This is a genomic window from Bacillus sp. FSL R5-0659 (assembly GCF_038008785.1).
Taxonomy (GTDB): domain Bacteria; phylum Bacillota; class Bacilli; order Bacillales; family Bacillaceae; genus Bacillus; species Bacillus safensis.
Genome location: NZ_JBBOZU010000001.1, coordinates 3187734 through 3213852, shown reverse-complemented (window position 1 = coordinate 3213852; position 26119 = coordinate 3187734). Strand labels below are relative to the sequence as shown.

Here is a 26119-nt window from a genome sequence, read left to right as displayed (position 1 = left end):
AAAAACGTCCGTGCTTCCTATTGAGAAGCCGGACGTTTTTTTTGTAAGAGCAGCTGCTGTTCAATGAATGAAAGGAGCTGCTGACTTGATTGTCCCTTTGAATATTGGTTCCATTCCTCAGCAAAGGTTTTGATTCGTTCTTTATTGGTTGATCCGTTTAGGTGTAAAAGCTCCTGCAAGAGCATGTCCTGTGTGACGCAAGCCTTTCCAGGAATGATGTCTTCATACCGATCAACTAAGCCGCGTTTCTCCCGATAAGTGTCTAAGTCATAAGTGAAGAACAAGACAGGCTTTTCGAGCAGTGCATATTCAAACACAATCGACGAATAATCTGTCACTAGGACATCACAATCACAAAGCAATGGATAGAGCGGCTGATCGGACACATCAAATATCCATTCACCGTCTGTTTCTGCTTTCGCTAAATGTTTGACTGCAGGATGAAGCTTGACGAGCAGAATATAATCGCCATTCAGCTCAGTTTGCAATTGCTCTTTTGAAAAAGGCAGGACAAGACTGTCCATTGCAAAGTCTCGATAGGTCGGTGTATAGAGCAGGATCTTTTTCCCTTTTGGGATATCATTCAGCTTTAAGGAAGGCTGATGCTGTTCATAGTACAGATCCGTCAGTGGTACACCAGTTGGTAAAAAGCGTTCATCATTGGCTCCAAACGAGGTCTTGAAAATCTCACGCATGTGATCTGAGCCTGTTACGATATAGTCGAAAGACGCATAGACACGTTTGAAGCGCTCGATGTCACGGGGACTTCGTTCAGAATTTGAAGCATCTTCAAGCCCGAACTTTTTCAAAGCGCCATTGGCATGCCATACTTGAATACAGGTGGTAGAAGGCCGTTTTCTAAGCACACTCGTCATGAGAAAGTAATTATCCGTCACGACAACCTTGCTTTTAAACATCGTATACATACATTGAATGAGATGGAGAGGATTTTTTTCATGAAAATAGCGAAATGACAGATGAGGCCCGTCCTTTTCTATCGCAGAAGCATGCTTCGTATAGAGGACAGTAAGCTTCATTGTCATGTTCGCCTGTTGTTGATAAGTATGAATGAGAGCAGCCGCATTCTCTTGGAACGAAACAAGCAGCGTCACCTGGTTTTCACGCGGTTTCACGCCGCTCATCAGCCATCCAATGAAAGAAATAAAAGCTGCGTAACATGAAATCATCATTGAGCGTATATTCATCATTTGTCAGTCTCTTACAGCTGCTTCGTCTGATCCTTTACCTGCTCAGGATAGTAACGTTTTTTCCCTTTGCTTTCCTTCAATACGGCAAAAGCGTACTTAGGAATATTCAGCATTCGTTTCCATCTCCATGGATTCACAATCAATCTATACAGCCATTCTGTATTTGTCTTAATCATCCAGCGTGGTGCACGCTTCACCGTTCCGCTAAATACATCAAAGCTTCCGCCTAAACCGATGCAAACAGCCTGCGGGAATAAATGGCGGTATTCGTAAATAAAGTTCTCCTGGTTTGGATAACCTAATGCAACGAACACCATATCAGGTTTCGAGCGCGCGATTTGCTTCGCTACGAAACGTTTATCAGCTTGATAGCCGTCACAGCTTCCGGCAAGGACCACATTTGGATATTCCGTATCAATTCGCTGTTTCACAGCCTCAAGCACTTCTTTTTTCGCACCATATAAAAAGATTCTTTTAGACTGCTTGTTTGCTAGATCAAGCATAGACATGAAGACATCAAAGCCGGCAATTCTTGACTTAAGCGGACTTTGGGTCATGCGAGACATCAACACGACGCCTACGCCATCCGGCAGTACATAATCCGCAGATGAGACGACTTGATGGTACGCATGATCCTTCATGACGGCATAGCCTATCTCTGGATTGACAGTTGCAATCATGGCGCCTCTTTTCTGAGAAATATGATGCTGGTTCATATAGCTGATAAATTCATCTAAGTCGCCGTTTACATAAGAAAGGTTAGAGACCACTTCTGTTTGCATTGTTTAGACCTCCTTTTTAACTTGTTATCTATGAACGTTCATTGTAAATTCATTCTTCGCCTACTCATCATTTTATCACAGATGCTCCATGAAATATTAACAATAACTTTACAAACCTTTAAATTTCATGACATTTTCATCAATTCAAATGGACGATCCTCTGTGAAACATTGATTCCTCGGACTTTTCCTCCTGCGCCCAATAAATTGGAAATAGTTTGTCTTTACATTTTCTTAACCTTTTATAGGCGTTGTGATATAATGAAGTTCCGAAGAGCGAGAAAATGATCGATGATAATAGGATTACGGATAAACATTACTGCCCTAAAGCAGACGAATAAGGATGAAAGAAAGGAGTTTATGTTTGCAATGAAGAAAGTTATTACTTACGGTACATTTGATTTATTACACTGGGGGCACATTAAGCTGCTAGAACGTGCAAAGCAGCTTGGAGATTACTTAGTGGTGGCCATCTCTACAGACGAGTTTAATTTACAAAAATCAAAAAAAGCTTATCACAGTTACGAGCATAGAAAGCTGATTCTTGAAACCATTCGTTATGTAGACGAAGTTATTCCAGAAAACAGCTGGGATCAAAAAGTCCATGATGTGCAAGAGCATGATATTGATGTGTTTGTGATGGGAGATGACTGGGAAGGCAAGTTCGATTTCTTAAAAGAACATTGCGAAGTCGTTTACTTGAAGAGAACCGAAGGCATCTCGACAACCCAAATTAAAGAAGAAATTGCTGGACTTTAATAGATCAAAAAAGTACTTCTTATCTTTTGGTAAGAAGTACTTTTTCATGTAAAATACAATGAGTAAGTCAACAATATTATGAAGGAGAGCTTCCTTTGTTTCAAAATTGGATGAAGAAAAAAGTTGAAGACACATTTGATCAACCTGAACAACATGAAACAATGGCCTCAGTGGACATGCCTGATATGGACTACTACTTTATTATGGGCGATGTACCAAAACAGGATGAGAGCTTAACGAAGTCTTTAAAGGCAAGAATAGAACCATTAGTTGATCCACATAAACGTACTGCAATTTTAACTTTGAATTATGATGTAAATATGAAGGAACGTATTCACCGCATGGAAGAAATTTTTTCTCCTGAGGTTGAGATCTTGAATGTGTATGAACACTATATTCTACCGGAAAGCGGAAGTAAAAGACGTTACTCGGAATTTATTGTCGGTGAATCATCGCATTCGATCAATGAAGCCGTAATTCCAGCAGAAGAATCCAAGATTCAGGTGACGAGATATGAACGGTCTTCTTCTCCCATTTGTTATATTGAACAGTATAATGAAGAGCGGCAATTGGTGAAAAGGGAAGAATATAATTGGCAGGGCGTTTTATGCAGAGTACAAAGTTTTGTTCCCCATACAGGTGCACTATACTTGGAGGAATTGATCAATGACGATGGCAGTATTTATATGGAGTTCCTCTACCATGGAGATGTAAAAAAGAATCCAGTTCGGCATATTAATTGGTATAAAAAAACAGGAATTCAAACATTTACAAAGAAGACGGATATTAAACAATTATGGCTATCCAGCATTCAATCACAAAATGACCGTTTGAAATTGATGATTACAGAAGACCGGGATCAAGACCGCCACTTGTTTAAAATTGAGCAGCTTGAAACAACTTATTATGCTGCATTTGTGCATGACTCACATTATGAGGAAGAGCAGCATCAGCTGAAACCCCAATATGAAGAATTGTTTAAACAAATAAGAAAACAGCAAGTGGATGCCGTGTTCTTTGGGGATACTAAGCATAAAGAAGATGTCGAGAAGATTTTAGGAGAACAAGCCTATTTTTATATGATACCTTCTGATAAAATGTCGGTTTGGAATACAGCACTTCATCATATGCTCGAAAATCGTGAGCGTAAAGATGAACTAAGAAGGATTGTGGATTGTACAAAATGGATCTTGCGTGATCTGAGCTCTGAGAACCACGTTCTTCATCTTCAGCTTGAGTTAAAAGATGAAATGAGTCATGCGAATCATGTGCAAATCGATTTTGCAGGATATGATCGAGTGAATGGAGCTGAAATCATTTCTCAAACAATCGATGAAAACCTTTTAGTCAGCTTCCCAATTGGCCATTTTCAAACAAAGAAAAACATTGAAATCAACCAAACGAAATTTGTGGATTTTTACATTCGTTTTAAAACAGAAGAACTTCAAGAGGTGTTGCAGCGTCTAGAAATAGAAGGCGAGCTGCTTACGAATAAACCATCGTCCATCGATGGATGGTCATATCAAACGAAGCAAGGAAACTATTCTTGGAAAGTGAAATAGCCATATAACGGTAAGATTTCTGAACAGAGGAGATTAACGATTAATGATTGAAGAGGGAATTCATAAGAAGAAGAGTGTTGTTGAAGGGTTAAAAAATCACCATGAGAAATTAGAAATGCTGATTCGCATCGATGATGACATGCCATTAACAGATAGGGAATTTTATTTGTTTATGAGGGAAAGAGTATCAAAACAAGAGCTTTTCCTTCCGCTTGTTCATCAAGAAGAGAATCTATTCAAATTGGTATTGAGTGAATCATCGCTGCCGCTTGCGTTAGAGCAAGGCCAGACATATAACTTGTATGTCACGGACTATTTAAGCACAAACCAAGAAGAGGATGAGGACGAGCTTGAGGACTCAGCTTATGATTCTGATTCCGAAGAAGAGGAAGAAGAAGTAAAAGAAGCAGATATCAATACAGATAATGAATCTGAAGAGAAAACGTCAAACTATAAACGCCGTTTGAAAATGGAAGTAGAAAAGCCTGAGCTGACTTTTTTAGAAAATAAAGACGCCATGCTGTATATCATTCCATACCGCACAGACAAAGGGAATGCTTCTTTGAAAATCAAGCGTGAGCTAAAGGTTGTAAAATTCAATCAAATCGAGCTCAACAAAGGATGTATGTTATCTTTATCCGGGTATGCAGGTGTTCTAAGTGCAGAACATCCATATGAGATCAAAGAAGCAAAACTTCTATTGAAGAAAAATGGTGAAGAACCAATTGAACATCGTTTTCCGGTCAATATCACCCATATAAAAGATGAAGTGATCGAATACCGTGATGATCAACAGGTACCACAGCTTTATCAATTTTTAGCAGAAGTTCCTTTAGAGGAATTGACCTATTCCTTGAACAGACGCCTTGTATATCGCTTCTATCTTGAATTTATCTGCGATGTGAACGGAGTAGAGGAAACATTAACAACCACTTCTTTAGTGCTTGGAGACCGCTCGAACAAACTCAAAGGACTTGTTCAAATTCATAAGCGAAACGATGTACCGATTCGATATGAAGTGTACCGAAAGAAAAAAAGACAAACGCTTGGCATCCGTATTAATGACTACACCATGAAAACACGTGCCAAGTATTACGTCAAAAGCAAGTGGAAGAAATTCAAAAAGAAGATCGGTAAAATCAAAAAAGTCCGTAACCGCCTTGTGACAAGAACGTTTAAAACGACCTTTAAACTGGCGAGTAAGCTGTCTGTGAAAAAGAAAACCGTTGTTTTTGAAAGCTTTAACGGAAAACAATTCAGTTGTAATCCGCGTGGTATTTATGAGTATATGAAAGAAAATCACCCTGAATATACGCTGATCTGGAGCGTTAAAAAGGGTCATGAAGCACCGTTTAAGGAAAAAGGCATCTATTATATCAATCGTCTGTCATTGAAATGGATTTTTGCGATGGCAAGAGCCGAGTACTGGGTCGTAAACAGCCGTCTGCCGCTATGGGTTCCAAAGCCAGATCACACAACATACTTGCAGACTTGGCATGGTACTCCGTTAAAACGACTGGCAATGGACATGGACGAGGTGCATATGCCTGGAACAAATACGAAGAAATACAAAAAGAATTTCACGAAAGAAGCATCGAATTGGGATTATCTCATCTCTCCTAATGCCTACTCGACTGAAATCTTTACACGTGCGTTCCAATTTCAAAAGACCATGATTGAGTCAGGATATCCGAGAAATGACTTCCTTCACAATCAAAACAATGAAGAAACGATGAGAGCACTGAAACAAAAAATGAACCTGCCGCTCGATAAAAAATTGATCTTATACGCACCGACATGGAGAGACGATCAATTTTATAAAAAAGGGCAGTACAAATTTGATTTAGACCTTGATCTGCATGAGCTGAGAGCTGCTATCGGAGATGAATATATTATCATTCTGCGTATGCACTATCTAGTTGCTGAAAACTTTGATTTAGGACCATATGAAGGCTTTGCCTATGACTTCTCTCATTACGAAGACATTAGAGACCTTTATATGATTTCAGATCTGCTTATCACAGATTACTCATCTGTGTTCTTTGATTATGCAAACCTTAAACGTCCGATGCTGTTCTATGTGCCAGACATTGAAACCTATCGTGACAAGCTCAGAGGCTTCTACTTCGACTTTGAACAAGAAGCACCTGGACCGCTTGTGAAAGAGACAGCAAGTGTTATTGACTGGATAAGAGAAACAGAACAGCCGACCTTTACACTACCAGAATCATTTGCACCGTTTTATGAGAAATTCTGTTACTTAGAGAGCGGAGAGTCATCGAAGCGGGTGGTTGAAGTAGTTTTTAATTCGGAACGCTTTTAATTGTTTTCTTATAGATAGAAAAACACCTTTGGAAGGTATCAAGTTCAATACTTGACCATTATCCAAAGGTGTTTTTAAATACATATAATTTATTCTGTATATAAGTGGTTAATTAGTTTTTGTACAGACATTTTTGTAGAAGAGGTCTAGCGCCTCGCTATTATATTTTTCATAATCAAAGGATTTTTGTTCCATACTATTCTGGATAAAATCAGACATACCATTAAATAGCGCAGTTTCATTATTATCAACTAATAATCCGTATCCACCCTCTAAGACGGAATGTACTCCAGTTACATCGGTAGCTATAATTGGTTTTTTTAGAATCATTGCTTCCATGAGAACCAAACCTTGTCCTTCATAATCTGATGATAAGACAAAACAATCACATTCATCTAGTAAAGAAAATGGATTTTCGAGTTGTCCAACAAAAAACACGCAATGTTCTAGATGTAATTTTTTTGTGTGATCTTTTAATTCTCTTTTTAAAGGCCCTTCACCCACTATATACAATACAGCTTTTGGGTATTGTTTGTGTAATTGTGAAAAAGCAGAAATTAATTTCTTTTGCCCTTTTTCAGGAGATAATCTTCCTATTGTTATAAAGTTGATATACTCCTTATTTGGAAGTGGTATCCCGGATAAATTAAGACCGATGGATTCGTTTTTATCATTTTGATAAGTAATTAAATATCTCTCATTATTAAATTCTATAATCTCTTTATTTTCTTTCATTTGAAGTACTTTGTTAGGCGAGATTACATTATTAACAAAAACCATTTTCTCTAAAGCATTAGGAATATAAGGGCTTAAATTCAAGTGATTTTCTATGTTAGTCGATTCGGCAACTGAAACAATTCTATCGAAGAACTTGTACAGTGAGAAAATTACTTTTAGGTTACCGCGATGTTTATATTTGTGGTTCACTTTCTTGTTATACTCTTTCATCATGTCAGCATGTAGGAAAATACTTTTGACTTTAAAATCTCCGAATGCTAAGAGAAGGGTCCAAAATTTGTTATATCCTCCAAAGTCTATTCCCACATCAAACTTCGTATTACCAATAATCCTCTTTAATTCTCTTTTGTATGAGTTTACTGGAGTGTATTTTAACATTTTGTTATTGTATATACCACGGCGGAAAATTAGATTCTGTTTATATGTTTCTATTAATGTTCTATTAACAAAACCTGGTCTATAAATAATATGAACATTAGGATGAAGCTTTTGTATGTTCATCCATTTATCCTTATGATAATTTGAGTTATCAATGACGACAACTTCATATTTGTTGTAATCAATCTGATCAAATAAATTAGTCGCTGAAACGGTTATACCATTATTGTAGAAGCCCCCACAATAAAAAAGTAATTTTTGTTTATTGCTTTCAACCTTGATTAATTCATCTTGATTTTTCCCTTTGAATATTATGTCAATGAGTCGATCAGTAGCATTTCCGTCATCATAAGAGCAGTATTCATCTAAAAACTCATTGTATTGACTTTCAAATTGTTTATTGAAGTTATTTAAACTGTTTAGTTGGCCTAGGCTGTCAATTAAATCAACTATACTTTCACAGATAGGTCCTGGAAGTTTGGTTATATCTATATAAAAACCTCTCTCTGATTCATATTCACGTAAGTCAGGCATATAGAAAAAGACAGGTCTTTTTAAAGGTAGGAAATCGAAAAAGATACTTGAATAATCTGTAATTAAAATGTCTATAGCCGATAAAAGTTCATTTGTATCAATCCAGTTTGGAACACAAAGATGTTCAAGACCGCTCTGTTTAAAAAATTTATAAGAAAAGTAATGGGATTTTAAAAGTACTAAGTAATCATCACCAAGCGCCTGCTGAATTTTTACAACTTCACTATGCAATGTATAGCAAGTATCCTCTTCGGCACCTATTGTTCCTCTCCATGTTGGAGCATAAAGTACAATTTTTTTATTAAAAGGTAAGTCTAATCTTTCTTTCACATTTTCACTGCTAGTGTTTAATGTTAAATCTACTCTAGGATAACCGATATTTGCAATTTTCCCGGCAAATATCCCAAATACATCATTTGATTTTAGTAACTTTTCATACGTAAAAGTATTCGGGCTAATAAGGTAATCACAATGAAGCAAATTTCTTTGGATATTTTTATGACCAGACATTGATCTTTTATTAAGATCCTTCCCTAAAGTTTTTAAAGGAGTTCCATGCCATGTATTAATATAAACTTGCTCGTCTCTTTTAATAAAATAAAAAGGAAATGACGTATCATTAACTAAATATTTAGAAGTTGCTAAATATTTTAGATATTCGTTACTATCAACTTTAACAAAGGAAATATTAGAAGTTTTCTGCTTTAATTCTGCAATCATTGGATCATTAAAATCATTAATGACCCAAACATGATGTAAATCTTTAAAAGTACTATCTTTCATCAAGCCTAGAAAAATTGCATAACAATTTCCAGAAATACTTTTGCCATGATAAGCTTCATATAGAATATAATTACTTCTTACTGGGTTTTTCTCTAAATAGGAGGTGTATTTACTTCTAATACGAAGTCGCGAATCTCTGGAAAATTCAATTAGTGGATCTAAAATAAATTTAATCTTTCTTGTAACGATTTTTTTGAATTGCTTGATTCTCATTAATGTTAAGCCCCTTCATGTAATATATATAATAGGAAAATGATATTTATTTTGGAAATGCAATTATCCTGATAATTATATTCTAATGGCAATTATAAAGCAATGATATAATAAGGTAATTAGTAACCTAGAATAGCTGAATATACCAGTGTTTGTTTTGATCAAATTTCCCTACTATTTAATATACTCATTCGATTTGAAAAGTGAAATATTTCTCAACATCTGTTACAATTATGAGCGGTGATTTTTTTAAAGAGGCAATCCCAAAAACTAATATCTAAGGAAGATTAGAATGAACGCATTGTTTACAATATTAAGAGAGCAGATCAGCTCACTTCCGCTGATTATGCGACTTGCTGTTTATGAAACAAAATCAAAATATCAGATGAATTATTTGGGTGTTTTATGGCAGTTTTTAAATCCATTAATGCAGATGCTGGCATACTGGTTTGTTTTCGGTATGGGTATTCGCGGAGGACAGCCAATTGCCATTGGAGACATGGAGGTTCCATTTATCATCTGGATGCTTGCCGGTTTAATCCCTTGGTTCTTCATTAGTCCGACGATTCTTGATGGATCAAACAGTGTGTTTAAACGCATTAATATGGTATCGAAAATGAATTTTCCGATTAGTGCGCTGCCTTCTGTGGTGATTATGTCCAACTTGTTCAGCTACTTTGTTATGATGGGTGTCTATCTGATTGTGCTGATTTCCTATGGCATATACCCTGACGCGCATTGGCTGCAATATATATACTATCTTATTTGTATGATCGCGTTTATGTTTTCGTTTAGTTTGTTTAATTCCACGATTAGTGTACTCGTGAGAGACTATCAATTTCTTTTACAATCTGTGACAAGATTACTTTTCTTTTTGCTGCCGATTTTTTGGAATATCTCAGAAAAGCTCACTGGAGACAAAGCGTGGATTGGGGACATATTAAGATTGAATCCTCTTTTCTACATTATTGATGGTTTTAGAAATAGTTTGTTAAAGGGAGAATGGTTCTTCCATGATGTCAAATACACACTTTATTTTTGGCTGATTACGCTTCTTCTTTTAACAGTCGGTTCATTGCTTCATATGAAATTTAGGGATAAATTTGTCGATTTTCTTTAAAAAGTAAGGAGATTATACGATGAAACTAAAGGTTTCGTTTCGAAACGTATCCAAGCAATACGTCCTATATAAAAAACAGTCGGATAAGATTAAAGGACTGTTTTTACCTAATAAAAATGAAAAAGGTTTCTTTGCTGTTCGTGATGTGTCCTTTGATGTATATGAAGGCGAGACCATTGGTTTTGTGGGGATTAACGGATCTGGGAAATCGACAATGTCGAACCTTCTAGCGAAAATCATTCCACCGACAAGTGGTGAAATTGATATGGACGGCCAGCCATCGCTAATTGCCATTGCAGCAGGGCTGAACAACCAATTAAGCGGAAAAGACAACATTCGTTTAAAGTGCTTAATGATGGGACTGACGAATAAAGAGATAGACGAACTTTATGAAAAAATCGTAGAGTTTGCGGATATTGGTGACTTTATTGACCAGCCTGTAAAGAGCTATTCAAGCGGAATGAAATCCCGTCTTGGTTTTGCCATTTCAGCACATATCGATCCAGATATCCTTATTATTGATGAAGCACTGTCTGTTGGAGACCAAACCTTCTATCAAAAATGTGTGGACCGCATTACAGAATTCAAAGAACAAGGAAAGACGATCTTTTTTGTCAGTCATTCTATTAGCCAAATCCAAAAAATTTGTGATCGGGTGGCTTGGATGCATTATGGTGAACTTCGTATGTTTGATGATACGAAAAAGGTCGTGAAAGAGTATAAGGAGTTTGTTGATTGGTTTAACAAGCTTTCCAAGAAAGAGAAACAAAAATATCAAATGGAACATAAGGAAGGCAGAAAAGGCGTACAAAAGACAGAAAAGGTGTCTCGTTATCAAGAGAACGGAAAACGGCGCTCATTGTTCGGACCCGCATTTCAAGTGACAGTTTTAGCGGCCTTAACGATTTTGCTTGCCTTATCAATGTTTTCGGATCGCCCGCTTCGTACACTTGCGACATTTGGTGCAATTTCATCAGATAAGGCAGAAGCGCCTCAGTCAAAGAACCCGCAGACGAAGGGGGCGCCCGATATGAAAAAGGTGGATCAACAGATGATTGTCACGGCTGACCCACTCAAGGTTTACAAAGACCAAGCCATGAAAAAAAAGGCTGATGTCACTTTGCCATTTGGACAAGCAGTACAGGCTGTGGCTGAAAATAAAAAAACCGTTCAAATTAAAACAGCATCAGAAACGTATTTTGTTAAACCTGATGCCCTTCAAAATGCAGAGGATTTAAAGTCATTATCCATTGGACCAGGACAGTTTAATTCATATGTATCGCCTGCATCAGCAGGTTCATATGAGTATCTACTTTCTTTCCTTGGAAAAGAAGAATCTGTGCTAAAGCAAAGAATGCAGACGCTGAGCTCGATCAAAAGTGATCAAGGAGATACGATTGAACGATTGACCACAGAGAAAACTGACTATGTCATTCAAAATGGTCAGGCAAACACCATTGTGTTTCGCGAGATTATGCCGATCTCTCCTTCCACACTTGGGCTGACAGAACAGAATGTCTGGATGAATGAGAAACAAACGAAATTCGCAGTGAAGGGCGAAAACAATCTGTTTGTCATTGATAATGAACAGCATACACTGACTATTTCAGTCATGAATTAAAAAAGCTGCCGATGTCGGCAGCTTTTTTAGTTCACTTCTTCTTTTTCGAGAAGCTGTTTCATAAATGGAATGAGTTTCTTTTTTAATTCTTCATCCTGAAGAGCAAACTCAAGCGTTGTTTCAATGAAGCCTTGCTTCTCGCCGACATCGTATCGTTTCCCTTCGAAATCATAGGCAAATACGCGCTGGATGTCATTCAGCTTTTGAATGGCATCTGTCAGCTGAATTTCTCCGCCTGCACCAATTTCTTGCTGATCGAGGTACATAAAGATCTCTGGTGTGAAAATATAGCGCCCTAAGATGGCTAGGTTCGATGGTGCTGTTCCTTGCGGCGGCTTTTCAACAAAGTTTTTGACTTGATAGCGGCGCCCTTCTTGTGTTAGAGGGTCGATGATCCCGTAGCGATGCGTATCGCTGTCTGCTACCTGCTGAACCCCGATGACAGATGAAAGGGTTTTTTCGTATTCATCCATCAGCTGGCGAAGCCCAGGTGTTTCGGCTTGAACAATGTCATCACCTAATAAAACAGCAAAAGGCTCATCACCGATAAAGTTACGTGCGCACCAAACGGCGTGACCGAGTCCTTTTGGCTCTTTTTGACGTATGTAATGGATGTCAGCAATGTTAGAGGATTTTCTCACTTTCTCTAAAAGCTCACTCTTTCCCTTTTCCTCAAGATTGCGCTCTAACTCTGGTGCAAAATCAAAATGATCCTCAATGGCTCTTTTCCCTTTTCCAGTGACGATAATAATGTCTTCGATTCCTGATTCAACAGCTTCTTCAATAATATATTGAATGGTAGGTTTATCAACGATTGGAAGCATTTCTTTAGGCATTGCTTTTGTTGCAGGGAGGAAACGTGTTCCGAGACCTGCAGCTGGTATAATGGCTTTACGTACTTTTTTCAATGAACTTTGCACCTTCCTTACATATAGAAAAAATGATTTGACTTCATTTTTCATCTTTCATAAAGTGTAACTTACAAATGATAGAAATGACAAATGATTTACGATAAATGCATGATCTGATTCAATATCTATTGTAAAGAGTTTGTGTAAATTTTTATGTTGAAAAGAGTAAAGGCGATGTAAAAATTGAAAATAGAATGATTAGGATTCGTTTCTATTCTTTTGTATAATACACTTATGATAAATGAGAAGGAAAGAGGCATCGACTATTGAAAACATTACATGTAATGACTGTATTCGGGACGAGGCCTGAAGCGATTAAAATGGCACCCCTTGTCCTTGAGCTAAAAAGACATCCGCAAATCAAATCCTCAGTCACTGTGACTGCACAGCATCGGCAAATGCTTGATCAAGTGTTGAAAGCCTTTAACATTCAACCAGATCATGATTTAAATATTATGAAAGAACGCCAGACATTATCTGAAATCACATCAAATGCACTTTTGAAACTAGATCAATTATTCCAAGAGGAAAAGCCTGATATTGTCCTTGTTCATGGAGACACCACTACAACCTTTGCAGGAAGCTTGGCCGCATTCTACCACCAAATTTCTGTCGGTCACGTTGAAGCGGGTTTAAGAACACACAATAAATACTCGCCGTTCCCTGAGGAATTGAACCGACAAATGACAGGCACGATTGCCGATATTCATTTTGCTCCAACAAATGAGGCGAAACAGAATCTTTTAATTGAAAATAAAAAAGAAGAGACGATTTGTGTGACGGGGAATACAGCGATTGATGCATTGCAAACAACGGTTACAGAGCAGTATCAACACCCTATTTTAGAGAAAATAGGAACAGATAAAATGATTTTGTTAACGGCTCATCGCAGAGAAAATCTCGGCCAGCCGATGAAAAACATGTTTAGAGCGATTAGACGTATTGTAGAAGAGTTTGAAGATGTTCAGGTTGTATATCCTGTACATTTAAACCCTGCTGTTCGTGATGCGGCTCAGACAGAATTCAGTGATCTTGATCGTGTGCACTTAATTGAGCCGCTTGAAGTTGTTGATTTCCATAACTTCGCTGCTGCCTCACACTTTATATTAACGGATTCTGGCGGTGTACAAGAGGAGGCGCCTTCTCTAGGGAAGCCAGTACTAGTGCTGCGCGATACAACAGAACGCCCTGAAGGTGTGAAAGCTGGTACGCTTAAGCTCGCGGGTACAGATGAAGAGACCATCTACAATATGGCAAAACAGCTGCTAGTCGATCAGAAAGAGTACGACAACATGTCGAAGGCGTCTAATCCATATGGTGATGGACAAGCGTCAAAACGAATTGTCGAAGAGCTTCTCCATCGTTTTGGATTAAGCGAAGAAAAACCAGTTCCATTTCAATCATAAAAAAAGAAGACTACATTTCTGTAGTCTTCTTTTTACTGCTCTAGACTTTCCTTCAATTCCTTCTTCACTTTAGCCAGACTGCTGTCATCAAGCTGGTAGTAATAAATGTTATTGATACGTGCGCCTGATCCTTTCAACTCGTGCTGCTCCACATGCTGTCTTGCATCACGATAATCATTCATCATCGTCCACATATCGTCAAATGACATGTTTGTCTTCATATTATTTTCCACGACTTTGAACATATCGCCGAATTTCGTAATAGATGAAATGTTGGCACCTTTTGCAATGATGCCTTCAATAACTTGGCGCTGTCTTTGCTGACGTCCGAAATCACCTTTTGGATCTTGCTTTCTCATTCTCGTATAGGCAAGGGCTTGATCCCCGTTCAGGTTAATCTCTCCTGTACCAAATGAGTGGCCATCATAGCTAAATGCAAACGTGCTGTTCACCGTAATGCCGCCAAGTGTATCGACAATATCCTTAAAGCTTTCCATATTGACTTTAACGAAGTAATCAACAGGTACATCAAGCAGTTCCTCTACAGTATCTGCTGCCATTTGTGTACCGCCGAATGCGTAGGAATGGTTGATTTTATCCATTGTGCCTTTTCCGACAATTTTCGTATACGTATCACGCGGGATACTCACCATCTCGGTCGTTTTCGTTTTCGGATTTACTGTCATGTATATTAATGTATCTGCACGGCCTCGGTCATTTTTTCGTTCATCGACACCCATGACTAAAATAGAAATCGGGTCTTTCTTATTTAAATCGACATCTTTGTCACGCTTATCTGACTTCTTTAAATTCTCCTGAATGCCTGCGACGGTCGATGCTGCTGTGTTCCAAAGATGATATGCGTATCCGCCAGTTGCTAATACGAATAAGCCAATAATCGATAAAACAATCCAAAGAACCTTTTTCTTCTTTCTTTTTCTTTCAGCTCTCATAATGTCCCTCACCTTTTCTATGATTCTTCCATGATTATAGGTTTACGAATCTTGATAAACAAGTTATTTTTTTACTCTGAACCTAGATATAGACGTTGTAACAAAAAAAAGGTTTCAAAAAACCTTAAATTTACCTTAAAATAATAAGTTATAAGACGATACAAAGACATGAGGTGAAAAAAATGAAGAAAATCGTCGTTTTACCGTTCTTAATACTGCTACTAGGTATCGTGCTCACTGCATGTGGAACGGCTGAGCAGTCCACAGGAGAAAACAAGACAAGCAGTTCAACTCCTCAGGTGCTGGAAGAGAAAGCTGAATTTATTGGAATGGCTGATGCACATACAGTCGAAGTGAAAAAAGTGAATACAACCTTAAGTTATGAATTTACGGATAATTTTAAAGATGTGTTAAATGAATTTAAACCAGGAGACACAGTAGAAATCTCTTACTTTATTAATGACAGTGGTCAAAAGGAAATCCAGAAGATTGAAAAACAGAAGTAAAAAAGATGGGCGGGATGAACAAAATTGAAGAAAACAGGCGTTACACTAATCGTTCTCATGATACTGACTCTACTAGTCGCACCCTTTCAGTCTGCCATGGCAAGCTCGGCAATTTCAGTGAAATTGTCTAATTATATCGGAAACAAAACAAGCATGGATATCTCAACAACTGGGGAATACAAGCTATCAGGATCAAATGTTGCTGTGACGAAAAGATATGACGGCAAAAATCGCTATGAAGTAGCCAATAGCATTGCATCTGCTGGCTGGAAAAATCCTTCAACTGTTGTCATTGTCAGTCGTGATGCATTTGATCATGCTATTTCTGTATCACCGTTAGCATACAAATTGGGCGCACCTATTTTGTATACGAATATTGAAAAACTGACGAAAACAACAGAAAACCAGCTGAAGAAAATGAAGCCGGATAACATTCTGATTGTCGGAAATACGAAAAGCATTTCAACAGCTGCTGAGAAATCTATTAAAAAGTATGGCAAAGTCAGACGTATTAGTGGAAAAGACAAGTTTGAAATCTCCCAAAAAATCGCTAAAGAAATGGGTAACTATAAGCAAGCTGTCGTTGTCGGCGGGAACTCATTTATGAATGGGATTGCCATTGCATCCTATGCATCGAGAAAGGGATACCCTATCCTGTTAACAAAAAAAGATTCCATTCCGTCTTATAGAATGCCAAGTAAAGTGATCATCATCGGCAGTACGAAAAGTACTGGACAAAAAGTTGAAAATCAAATCAAAAAAACCTCACAGGTGACAAGAATCAGCGGTGCCAATCGCTATGAATTATCTGTGAATATTATAAAGAAATTAAATATTAATGCAGATAAAGTTTATTTGGCGAAAGCTTCGAGCTATATTTATGCTATGCCGCTGTCGCAATTGGCTGCAAAATCTAACAGTACCGTTGTGTATGTGAAACCCGATTCTGTCACAGCGTCTTTAAAAGCACTGTTGAAGGAAAAAGGTACATATGCTTATCATCTTGCGGGCAGCACAAGTGCGATTAAAGATAGCTTGAAAAATTCCTTAGCCAAACAAGTTTATCTGAAAAAAAATCAAAACTACCAATTGAATATTTCTAACGGAAAAATTTCATTAAAAGGCATAAAAACGTATAGCACAGTAAGAGTTGTTCCTGAGAAATATTCAACAAAAAATGTCCTTCAAATTGCAGGAAAGCCGTATTTAGGCAGCGTAAACTTTGCAATTGAATCAGGGTATATCAGGCCGACTCTCGAAAATATTCCATTTGAAGACTATCTAAAAGGCGTAGTGCCTAATGAAATGCCTGCAAGCTGGAATGTTGAAGCGTTAAAAGCACAGGCAGTTGCCGCTAGAACGTATTCTGTGAAAAGTATTGGAAAAGTCGTCCCTGATACAACAGCCTTCCAAGTCTATGGAGGATATAACTGGTACACAAATTCGACAAAAGCTGTCGATGCCACAAAAGGAAAGGTTCTGAAATACAACAATCAACTCATTTCAGCAACCTATTACTCTAGCAATGGCGGTTATACAGAGGCAAGTGAAGAAGTATGGGGAAATGCACTGCCATACTTAGTGGCCAAAAAGGATCCAAAAGATCCAGTCAATCCATGGACACTGAAACTCTCTAAAAAACAACTGAGCACGACATTGACTGCTAGCACAGCAGCATCTCAATGGTCTAAGGCAAAAGAGACAAATGCAGCTGACCTTGCTGGCCTGAAATCATGGCTGCTTAAAAACAAAGAAACTGCTGCATCTGATATGAAAATCGCATCCATCTCAAGCCTGACGTTCTCAGGGAAAACAAAAGGCCAGCGTGCGAAGACGGTATCGATCAAACTGACATACCATCTGAAAAACAAAACAGGCACATATTCGGTGAACAAAAGCACAACGGCAAGTATGAAGATGACCGAGTTTCGATCAGTCATGGGCGCAACAAAAGTGAAAAGCACGTTTGCGTCAGTCAAAAACAACACAAATGACTTCACGATTTCAGGAAAAGGATATGGCCACGGCATTGGTATGAGCCAATACGGAGCCAAAGCGAGAGCTGAATCTGGAAACTCATATTCTTCCATACTCTCGTTCTACTATCCAGGTACAAAACTAACAAACTATTAAAGGGTAAAAGGAGGACATAGAAGATGCGCTCATTGATGAAAACAGCCATCCTCAGCCTCATCGCTATTTTCGTTATCGTTCCAACAGCTTTGGCAGACAATTCAGTCTCACGAATTGATGGCGGTAGCAGATATGCTGTAGCGGCAAACGTAGCGAAAAAAGGATGGGGAACTGCAAGTACAGTCGTTTTAGTAGGGAAAACTGCGTATGCAGATGCAACAGCAGGAATTCCACTTGCACATCAAAAAAATGGACCAGTTCTTTACACAAACAGTAAAAGCCTTTCGGGTGATACAAAGAAAGCCTTAACTTCATTAAAAACAAAAACGGTGATCGTTTTAGGCAGCACATCAAGTGTGTCAAACAACGTGGTCAACCAAGTGAAGAAAATGGGCATCTCCACACAGCGTATTTCAGGAAAAAACCGATATGAGCTATCTGCTAATATCGCGAAAAAAATGAAAAAGCCAGCAGGCGTCGTTGTCGTTGAGGGTTCTTTCTATGCACATGGGATTGCAATTGCACCTGTAGCCGCTCAAAAAGGATTCCCGATTCTATACACAGATAAAAAGGGACTTCGTTCTGAAATCGCTTCTGTTGCAAAAGCAAGCAATGTCAAACAAACCATTGTAGTCGGCGGAGAGAACTACGTCACAAAAGCAGCTTATAACCAATTGAAGTCTCCAACACGAATCAAAGGATCGACTCGTTATGATGTCGCGGCAAATATTGTGAAAAAATACAATATGAGCGTCAATAATACCTATGTAGGAAGAGGATTTGGCTATGCCACTTCATCTTCTGCTGCTGGCATTGCGGCGAAGCAAAACAAAGCATTGCTTCTAACGAATGAAAAGACGCTGCCAAAAGTAACAAGAGCAACAGTGAGCAGCAAGAAAATCACTAAATTTACTGTTGTAGGCAGTACAAATACTGTCACTCCAACTGTTGTAAACCAGCTGAAAAACCCGGCTGTTGGGAAAAAAGTATTCATTGATCCAGGTCATGGCGCGCATGATTCAGGAGCTGTAGGTTACGGATTATATGAAAAGAATTTGAATTTAGACGTAGCAAAGCGTTTAAATACGAAATTAAACAACGCTGGTGCACTTGTGACCATGTCAAGAACATCAGACACATTTGATAGTCTTCAAACACGAGTGAGCAAAGGTGCCAATGCGAAAGCGGATATCTTCATTAGTGTCCATGCGAACTCAAATGATAACAGCAGTGCAAATGGAACAGAAACATACTATGACAAAACATATGCGGCTGCAAACAGCCTGAAGCTGGCGCAAAACATCCAGCCAAAAATGGTTAGTGCACTAGGGACAAGAGACCGTGGTGTGAAAACAGCTGGCTTCTACGTCATTAAATATTCTAAGATGCCGAGTGTTCTTTTAGAAACTGGTTTTGTTTCTAGTCCAGTTGATTCAAACATCTTGAAATCTGCTACGTATAAAGATCGTTTAGCGTCAGGTATTTCAAGCGGTGTGTCAGGTTATTTTAGATAAGAAAACACAAACCTGAGGGGTGCCTCAGTTACTCCTCTTAGGCTGCTCGAGTAAGAACTCGGCAGCCTTTTTTTAAAAGTCCACGAAGAAACATTGTCAAGTTAAAAATACATTTCATTTTTGGCTATGTTTGTTATAATTGAAACATAGAAGGTGAATGGTTTACGCATAAATCTTCAGCAAACCGACAAATCATGAAGAGGTGACGATCTTGAAAAAATTAATCACAATGCCGTTTCTAGTATTGCTTCTAGGAGTATTGCTCACAGCGTGCGGCACAACAAATCAATCAAGCGATAACAAAAAGGATGACAGTCAAAAAGAAACAACTGAAGCAACCGATCAAAACAAAGATAAGGCTGCAGACGAAAAATCAGAAGATGATCAATCATCAAAAAATGAAAAATCAGATGATCAAAGCAAAGAAACAGCTGCTCAAACAGAAGAACCAGCAGGTCAATCTGATGAAGAAGCAAAAGACAGCTCAAGCAAAGAAATTACAAAAGAAGAACCTGCTAAAGACCAATCAAAAACTGACTCAAAATCTGACTCTAAAACAAAGAAAGAATCAACAACTAGTAAGAAAAATGAAGTCACCAAAGAAGGCACATATGTCGGTTTGGCTGATGGACATACAATTGCTGTCAACATTGATGGAAAAGAAGTAGCGATTCAATTCGGAAATACCTTTTCTAAACAAGTGAACAGCTTAAAAGAAGAATCAAAAGTAAAAGTAACCTATACAAAAGATGCAAATGGAACACTTCGATTGAAAACGATCGAATCTGTAAAAGCAAAATAAAGAAAAGACCCGGAGACCCGCAGAATTGCGGGTCTTTTTTACGTTGAAAAGGGCATAACTTGATATAAGTGCACATTCTTAACACAGTTTTACAAGACTTAACAACCCATTTACATTTGCTTAATGTTGCTCTGCTAAACTGACTTTCATAGAACATCTCTTTACACAACAACTACTTTGAATGGTGAGGTGCAGGTCAGTGAGTGCAGAGAAAGCGATGAATCTTTACAGAGAATATGAAGTGAGACGAAATCACTCTTTTGCCTTAACAGAACATATGGTTCGTTATTTATTTGCAAAACGTTTCATAGATTTAATGTTCTCGTTCATCGGATTGATGTTGAGTACGCCAATCATTTTGCTGTTTGCTCTTTTGATTAAGCTGGAAACACCAGGGCCAGCCTTTTATATGCAGGAAAGGGTCGGGAAAGACGGTGTTTACTTTAAATTATGGAAGCTCAGATCGATGAGAACTGACGCAGAAAGCGGAGGAGCAAAATGGGCTCAAAAAAATGACCCGCGTATCACCAAAGTGGGGGCATTCATCCGTAAAACAAGAATTGATGAACTTCCGCAATTTATCAACGTGTTAAAAGGAGAAATGAGTATCGTAGGTCCTCGTCCGGAAAGACCGATGTTTACCGCAGAATTTAATCGGACGATTCCAGGCTTCACAAAAAGATTGGCAGTAAAGCCGGGGCTGACAGGTCTTGCTCAAGTAAATGGCGGATATGAAATGAGTCCAAGTGAAAAATTAACACATGACTTACAGTATATTCAAAACTTGACATTTTCTCTCGACACGAAGATTATGGTAAAAACGTTAAAAGTCATCATGACTGGTGACGGAGCCAGATAAGTAAAGTAGGGAAGAGAAATGGCAAGTATAAAAAAACGCATGCTAGGCGGGGCAAAATGGACAAGCTTGTCCGCATTGATCATCACCATCATCCAAATTGCACAGTTCGCCTTTTTAGGGAATGTGATGTCACTCAAGGAATTTGGACTCGTTGGCATGATCACAACTGTCACAATATTTACGCAGATTTTACTTGATCTAGGAATTGGGGCAGCGATCATTCAAAAGGAACAAACGACAGAACGTCAATTATCTACATTATATTGGATCAACTTGCTCACAGGGATTATCTTGTTTTGTCTGCTCATCCTGCTAAGCCCAATGATAGCCGCTTTTTATAACCGGCCAGAGCTAGAGGGTCTGCTCAAGCTATTATCGATCATGTTTCTGATTGCACCGATTGGCCAGCAGTACCAGTATATGATGCAAAAAGACTTAGCCTTTAAAACATTAAGCACCATTGAAGCTATTGCGACCATCATATCGCTGCTCGTTTTACTCGTTTTCGCCTTCTTCATGAATCCGATTATCGCCTATGTCATTTCTCAAGTGCTGCTGCAATCAGGAAAAGGTCTCATGTATGCAGCGGCTTATTGGAAGAAGTGGCGTCCAGCACCTGTTTTTGCATTAGGAGAGGTGAAGGAATTTTTCTCATTCGGTGCATTCCAGCTCGCATCCAGACTGGTCAACCGAGCAGGATCAAACATCGACATGATTTTAATCGGCCGATTTCTTGGAGCGGAGGCGTTAGGTATTTACAGCTTGGCGTATCAAATTGTGACGATACCCGTACTGAAGATAAATCCGATTGTGACGAGAGTGGCTTTCCCAGTTTTCGCAAAAAGTCAGCGTGATCACTCCATGCTGCGTGAGGGCTTCCTCAGTATGACAAATATGCTCGCATTGGTTAGTTTTCCATTATTAATCGGCCTTGCTGCCGTATCAGACAGTTTTATAGAAGTCGTGTTTGGAGAGAAATGGCTAGTAGCGGTTCCGGTTTTAAATATATTGTGCATTGTCGGCCTGCTGCGTGTGTTGATGAATCCAAACGGTTCCATACTTCTTGCAAAAGGGAGAGCGGACTTAGCCTTTTATTGGGATACGGGGATGCTCATCGTGTATGGCTACGCATTATATGCAGGTGTCATGACAGGCAGTCTGCTCACAGTAGCTTGGATTTACTCAGGTGTCAGCCTGCTCAACTTTATTGTCGGTAGATGGCTCATGGCATATGTCATTCAGCTTGATATGAAGGTGTATTTAAAATCACTTGGAAAGCCTGCTATCATGACACTGCTTATGGCGATCTGTGCGATAGCTTTACATCAAGGAATGAAGCTGACATCAGCAGATATTTCACTTCAATTACTTCTGACTGTTTGTGTCAGTGCTGCATTGTATGGCTTGTTGCTCATCAAAATGTATCCCCAGGCTGCAGGCAAATTATTGAGAAGAGGTCGTTCGTCATGAAGGTACTATGGCTGACAAGTGTATATCCTAGTGAAAAACATCCGAGTGAGGGCGTATTTCATGAAACGCAAGTCCAGGAGCTGCTCAAACAAGGAATAGAAGTGACTGTCATTTGTCCTAATCCAGAGAATCCGCCGGTTTTACGGATGCTCAAGGCATCCTATAGGCAGAAAAAAGAGCTGCCTGAACAGGAAGTGCGGAACGGAGTGACAGTTTACAGACCGTCTTATCGAGCGCTCCCTGGACAGCTGAAATGGGCACAGCCGAGTAAACGAATAGCGGCTTCCGTTCTCCGGGCAATGCAGCATCATCAGCTGTCACCAGATTTCATCCATGCGCACTTTGCCATGCCGTCTGGCGGAGCGGCGGCTGTCATTCAGAAAGAAACGCAAATCCCTTATCTTCTGACCTTACACGGCAGTGATGTGAACGTATATCCGAGCTATAGCAAAGGGGCACAGGCAGCCTTTGAAACGGCGGTGAAGCAGGCGTCTGTTGTTCTGACGGTGAGTGAGGAGCTCGCTAAAAAGACAAATGATATGACGAAGGTAGAAGCAAAATGTCTTCCGCTTGGTATACCGCTCCAATCATTTTCAAGAACGGAAGAAGATCAAAAAGGCATCAGAAAGCACTTAGGTTTACCGCTTCAAGATAAGCTCGTTGTTTTCGTCGGGCGTTTAGTGAAAGAGAAGGGCTTGCTTGAATTAGCTGATGCTGTCAGCAGCATGGATGGTGTGAAAGCAGTCTTTGTCGGAAAAGGCCCCCTTGCAAAGGAGCTCACGGAACGGGCGGGAGCATCTATCATACTTCCAGGGCAGGTGCCGAATGAGCAGGTAAGAGACTACTTAATGGCAGCTGATCTGTTTGCACTCCCTTCCTACAGTGAAGGAATGCCAACCGTCGTTCTAGAAGCGCTCGCTTTAAAAGTACCTGTCATTGCAACACGGGTTGGCGGTCTCCCATCCTTATTTTCTACCTATCAACACCTGCTCGTTGAACCACGTTCGGCGAGTCAGTTGAAAGAGGCGATTCACGCCTGCCTTTATGAAAACAGATGGAATGAGCAAGTGAAAAGCGATCTTCATGAAATGGTTCATACAGAATATTCATCAGAACATAATGCGAAGCACCTCATTCAGCAATATGAGAAGGTGCTCAATCAATCAACATCCATCGTTTAAACAAGATGAAATGTGCAAAGAATGATAGATAGATAAACAGCTTGGAACGGACAATATGCTTTTACTGAGAGGATGAAAAATGTTGAAGAAAATTGCTGTGATTGGAACAGGGTATGTCGGGTTAGTATCGGGTACTTGTTTTGCTGATATCGGAAATCGTGTCATCTGCTGTGACATCGATGAATCAAAAATCAACAGCTTAAAAAGTGGTGTCGTTCCCATTTATGAACCAGGTTTAAAGGAATTGATTGAAAAGAATACAGAAGAAGGAAGACTGTTTTTTACAACGAATATTCCTGCCGCTATTAGGGAATCAGAGATTATCTATATTGCTGTAGGGACACCGATGACACCACAAGGGGAAGCAGATTTAACGTATGTGAAAGCCGTCGCTCAAACGATCGGTGAACACCTGAATGGCTATAAAATCATCGTCAATAAAAGCACAGTGCCCGTTGGAACAGGCCGTCTCGTTCAAGCCATTGTGGAAAAGGCATCGCGCAGCAAATATCCCTTTGACGTCGTATCCAATCCAGAGTTTCTCCGAGAAGGCTCTGCAATTCAAGACACGATGAATATGGAGCGGGCGGTCATTGGTTCAACAAGCACTCATGCTTCCACTACCATCAAAAGGCTGCATGATCCGTTTCAAACAGAGGTTGTGGAGACCAACTTAGAAAGTGCTGAAATGATTAAGTATGCTGCAAATGCCATGCTTGCCACAAAAATCTCTTTCATTAATGACATTGCAAATATTTGCGAAAGGGTAGGCGCTGACGTTGAAAAAGTCAGTGAAGGAGTTGGATTAGACAGCCGCATCGGGCATAAATTTTTAAAAGCAGGCATTGGATTTGGGGGTTCTTGTTTTCCGAAAGACACAATGGCTCTTCTCAAAATTGCCGAAACATCCGGGTATCGGTTCAAGCTGATCGAATCTGTCATTGAAACGAACAACAACCAAAGAGCCCACCTTGTCAGCAAACTGATGAGTGTGTTCGGTGATATTAAAGGAAAAACCATTTCTGTCTTAGGTCTTGCATTCAAACCGAATACGAATGATATGCGTTCCGCACCTGCATTAGATATTATCCCAATGCTGAGAGAGCTAGGTGCTTTTGTAAAAGCCTATGATCCGATTGCTTATATGGAAGCTGAGCGGGAGCTTGGTCCGCAGGCGGTTTTCAGCAATGACCTGTATGAAACAGTAAAAGATACCGATGCCTGTCTCATCCTAACAGAATGGGATGACGTACAGAAGATGGATAAAGACCAGATCAAGCAGCTGCTTCGTTCGCCAATTGTAATTGATGGAAGGAATTTGTTTGATCCAGCAGAAATGAAAGAGAGAGGATTTATTTACCAGTCTATCGGCCGCCCAAGTGTATGGGAAGCAGAATTGGTATCGAAGGCACAATAACAGGGGGAGCTTGGATGAAGAAAGTATTGGTTACTGGGGGAAGCGGATTTATTGGATCACATACGGTAGAGGCTTTACTAGAAAAAGGCTATGAGCCCATCATTCTTGATAACTTTTCAACTGGATCTCGAGAAAATATTGCCCATCTTTCCGTGCAATGCATAGAGGCAGATGTCACAAAGCCAGCGACGATTGATTTGATCAAACAAATCGCACCGGATTATATCATTCATCTTGCAGCACAAGTAAGTGTAGCCATTTCCGTTCAGGATTTCGTTTATGACGAAGAGGTCAATATCAAAGGATCTCTGCACGTCATGAAAGCTGCGGCTGAAGCAGGGGTGGAAAAAGTCATCTTTGCCTCATCAGCAGCTGTCTATGGAGACCCGGTGTATCTGCCAGTAGACACCGCTCACCGGCTGAAGCCTGGTTCACCTTATGGCTTAGCAAAACTGACAGTAGAGCGGTATTTAGAAATGGCAAAATCACTTTATGATGTGGACTATTGTATTCTCAGGTACAGCAATGTATATGGTCCGCGCCAAGACGCACTTGGCGAAGGTGGTGTTGTCTCTATTTTCTCTGATAAGTTTGCAAAGGATGAGGCCCCTTTTATCTTTGGAGATGGGGAACAAACAAGAGACTTTATCTATGTGGGTGATCTAGCGGCAGCGAATGTTGCGGCATTAACAGCCCAATCAAACGTTTGTTTAAATATTTCGTGTGGTCATTCCATCACTGTGAATGAACTGTTTCAAACGATGAAACGGGTAACGAGATCACAGCTTGAACCGATTTACAAACCGCAGCGTGCAGGAGATATCGTGCATAGTACATTAGCAAATGAGGAAACGAAACAAGTCTTAGCTTGGGAGCCTGTTGTGAGTTTACAGGAAGGTTTGGCTCGTACCATTTCCTACTATAAACAGGAAGTCAAGGCTTAATCC

General features: G+C 39.4%; 20 protein-coding genes. 15 read left to right on the top strand and 5 right to left on the bottom strand.

Annotation, left to right across the window (positions count from 1 at the left end; genetic code table 11):
- Positions 1-17 precede the first annotated feature (17 nt).
- Entirely contained in the window at positions 18-1208 is a 1191-nt protein-coding gene (locus NSQ72_RS16685; RefSeq protein WP_281733646.1) for a CDP-glycerol glycerophosphotransferase family protein, read from the bottom strand.
- An 11-nt stretch (positions 1209-1219) separates the two neighbouring features.
- The gene (locus tag NSQ72_RS16680; protein WP_039181899.1) at positions 1220-1990 is read right to left on the bottom strand and encodes a WecB/TagA/CpsF family glycosyltransferase; all 771 of its coding nucleotides are present in this window, start codon (positions 1988-1990) and stop codon (positions 1220-1222) included.
- 368 nt (positions 1991-2358) lie between these two features.
- On the opposite strand from NSQ72_RS16680, the gene tagD reads away from it, so the two are divergent.
- The 3 genes from tagD (at position 2359) to NSQ72_RS16665 (ending at position 6633) form a co-directional block, all read left to right on the top strand.
- The gene (gene tagD, locus NSQ72_RS16675) at positions 2359-2748 is read left to right on the top strand and encodes a glycerol-3-phosphate cytidylyltransferase (protein ID WP_034281137.1); all 390 of its coding nucleotides are present in this window, start codon (positions 2359-2361) and stop codon (positions 2746-2748) included.
- A 95-nt stretch (positions 2749-2843) separates the two neighbouring features.
- Entirely contained in the window at positions 2844-4310 is a 1467-nt protein-coding gene (locus NSQ72_RS16670; RefSeq protein WP_341084705.1) for an alpha-glucosyltransferase N-terminal domain-containing protein, read from the top strand.
- A 43-nt stretch (positions 4311-4353) separates the two neighbouring features.
- Positions 4354-6633 (top strand): CDP-glycerol glycerophosphotransferase family protein, encoded by a 2280-nt coding sequence (locus NSQ72_RS16665; protein ID WP_144489991.1) that lies wholly within the window; start codon positions 4354-4356, stop codon positions 6631-6633.
- 108 nt (positions 6634-6741) lie between these two features.
- Here NSQ72_RS16665 and NSQ72_RS16660 read toward each other — a convergent pair whose 3' ends face one another.
- On the bottom strand, positions 6742-9279 hold the full coding sequence (locus NSQ72_RS16660) for a glycosyltransferase (RefSeq protein ID WP_144489993.1): 2538 nt from the start codon (positions 9277-9279) through the stop codon (positions 6742-6744).
- 292 nt (positions 9280-9571) lie between these two features.
- On the opposite strand from NSQ72_RS16660, the gene NSQ72_RS16655 reads away from it, so the two are divergent.
- A complete protein-coding gene (locus NSQ72_RS16655; RefSeq protein WP_034281130.1) occupies positions 9572-10399 on the top strand; it encodes an ABC transporter permease in 828 nt (275 codons plus the stop codon).
- Between the two features lie 19 nt (positions 10400-10418).
- Positions 10419-12020, top strand: coding sequence for a teichoic acids export ABC transporter ATP-binding subunit TagH (gene tagH / locus NSQ72_RS16650; protein WP_144489995.1), 1602 nt, complete (start codon positions 10419-10421; stop codon positions 12018-12020).
- Positions 12021-12046: 26 nt separating this feature from the next.
- Here tagH and galU read toward each other — a convergent pair whose 3' ends face one another.
- Positions 12047-12928, bottom strand: coding sequence for a UTP--glucose-1-phosphate uridylyltransferase GalU (galU, locus tag NSQ72_RS16645; RefSeq protein ID WP_008343198.1), 882 nt, complete (start codon positions 12926-12928; stop codon positions 12047-12049).
- Between the two features lie 269 nt (positions 12929-13197).
- Here galU and wecB point away from each other — a divergent pair, with 269 nt between their 5' ends.
- Entirely contained in the window at positions 13198-14337 is a 1140-nt protein-coding gene (gene wecB, locus NSQ72_RS16640; RefSeq protein WP_228280134.1) for a non-hydrolyzing UDP-N-acetylglucosamine 2-epimerase, read from the top strand.
- Between the two features lie 32 nt (positions 14338-14369).
- On the opposite strand, the gene tagU is transcribed toward wecB, so the two are convergent.
- Positions 14370-15290, bottom strand: a complete 921-nt coding sequence (gene tagU, locus NSQ72_RS16635; protein WP_041087989.1) for a polyisoprenyl-teichoic acid--peptidoglycan teichoic acid transferase TagU — start codon at positions 15288-15290, stop codon at positions 14370-14372.
- Positions 15291-15472: 182 nt separating this feature from the next.
- On the opposite strand from tagU, the gene NSQ72_RS16630 reads away from it, so the two are divergent.
- The 9 genes from NSQ72_RS16630 (at position 15473) to NSQ72_RS16590 (ending at position 26116) form a co-directional block, all read left to right on the top strand.
- Complete coding sequence (locus NSQ72_RS16630; protein WP_039181853.1) at positions 15473-15796, top strand: hypothetical protein; 324 nt, start codon at positions 15473-15475, stop codon at positions 15794-15796.
- A gap of 24 nt (positions 15797-15820) precedes the next feature.
- Positions 15821-17929, top strand: a complete 2109-nt coding sequence (locus NSQ72_RS16625) for a SpoIID/LytB domain-containing protein (protein WP_126682374.1) — start codon at positions 15821-15823, stop codon at positions 17927-17929.
- A gap of 23 nt (positions 17930-17952) precedes the next feature.
- Positions 17953-19443: an N-acetylmuramoyl-L-alanine amidase gene (locus NSQ72_RS16620; protein WP_039181847.1), complete on the top strand. Its 1491-nt coding sequence runs from the start codon at positions 17953-17955 to the stop codon at positions 19441-19443.
- 202 nt (positions 19444-19645) lie between these two features.
- Positions 19646-20245 carry a hypothetical protein gene (locus NSQ72_RS16615; protein WP_228280141.1) on the top strand — a complete coding sequence of 200 codons (600 nt, stop codon included), beginning with the start codon at positions 19646-19648 and terminating at the stop codon, positions 20243-20245.
- A gap of 199 nt (positions 20246-20444) precedes the next feature.
- Positions 20445-21104: a sugar transferase gene (locus tag NSQ72_RS16610; protein ID WP_034281119.1), complete on the top strand. Its 660-nt coding sequence runs from the start codon at positions 20445-20447 to the stop codon at positions 21102-21104.
- An 18-nt stretch (positions 21105-21122) separates the two neighbouring features.
- Entirely contained in the window at positions 21123-22574 is a 1452-nt protein-coding gene (tuaB, locus tag NSQ72_RS16605) for a teichuronic acid biosynthesis protein TuaB (protein ID WP_126682372.1), read from the top strand.
- Positions 22571-23755, top strand: a complete 1185-nt coding sequence (tuaC, locus tag NSQ72_RS16600) for a teichuronic acid biosynthesis protein TuaC (protein ID WP_126682371.1) — start codon at positions 22571-22573, stop codon at positions 23753-23755. The genes tuaB and tuaC overlap by 4 nt, the downstream gene beginning before the upstream one ends.
- Before the next feature lie 79 nt (positions 23756-23834).
- A complete protein-coding gene (tuaD, locus tag NSQ72_RS16595; RefSeq protein ID WP_126682370.1) occupies positions 23835-25172 on the top strand; it encodes a UDP-glucose 6-dehydrogenase TuaD in 1338 nt (445 codons plus the stop codon).
- Between the two features lie 14 nt (positions 25173-25186).
- Positions 25187-26116, top strand: coding sequence for an NAD-dependent epimerase/dehydratase family protein (locus NSQ72_RS16590; RefSeq protein ID WP_106025564.1), 930 nt, complete (start codon positions 25187-25189; stop codon positions 26114-26116).
- Positions 26117-26119: the final 3 nt, after the last annotated feature.

Bases quoted from the DNA above. Each gene is read 5' to 3' on its own strand.
- NSQ72_RS16665 (WP_144489991.1), top strand. From the start codon at position 4,354: ATGATTGAAGAGGGAATTCATAAGAAGAAGAGTGTTGTTGAAGGGTTA.
- tagD (WP_034281137.1), top strand. From the start codon at position 2,359: ATGAAGAAAGTTATTACTTACGGTACATTTGATTTATTACACTGGGGG.
- NSQ72_RS16660 (WP_144489993.1), bottom strand. From the start codon at position 9,279: ATGAGAATCAAGCAATTCAAAAAAATCGTTACAAGAAAGATTAAATTT.
- NSQ72_RS16620 (WP_039181847.1), top strand. From the start codon at position 17,953: ATGCGCTCATTGATGAAAACAGCCATCCTCAGCCTCATCGCTATTTTC.
- NSQ72_RS16630 (WP_039181853.1), top strand. From the start codon at position 15,473: ATGAAGAAAATCGTCGTTTTACCGTTCTTAATACTGCTACTAGGTATC.
- tuaD (WP_126682370.1), top strand. From the start codon at position 23,835: ATGTTGAAGAAAATTGCTGTGATTGGAACAGGGTATGTCGGGTTAGTA.
- tagH (WP_144489995.1), top strand. From the start codon at position 10,419: ATGAAACTAAAGGTTTCGTTTCGAAACGTATCCAAGCAATACGTCCTA.
- tuaB (WP_126682372.1), top strand. From the start codon at position 21,123: ATGGCAAGTATAAAAAAACGCATGCTAGGCGGGGCAAAATGGACAAGC.
- NSQ72_RS16685 (WP_281733646.1), bottom strand. From the start codon at position 1,208: ATGATGAATATACGCTCAATGATGATTTCATGTTACGCAGCTTTTATT.
- NSQ72_RS16680 (WP_039181899.1), bottom strand. From the start codon at position 1,990: ATGCAAACAGAAGTGGTCTCTAACCTTTCTTATGTAAACGGCGACTTA.
- NSQ72_RS16655 (WP_034281130.1), top strand. From the start codon at position 9,572: ATGAACGCATTGTTTACAATATTAAGAGAGCAGATCAGCTCACTTCCG.
- NSQ72_RS16590 (WP_106025564.1), top strand. From the start codon at position 25,187: ATGAAGAAAGTATTGGTTACTGGGGGAAGCGGATTTATTGGATCACAT.
- tuaC (WP_126682371.1), top strand. From the start codon at position 22,571: ATGAAGGTACTATGGCTGACAAGTGTATATCCTAGTGAAAAACATCCG.
- tagU (WP_041087989.1), bottom strand. From the start codon at position 15,290: ATGAGAGCTGAAAGAAAAAGAAAGAAGAAAAAGGTTCTTTGGATTGTT.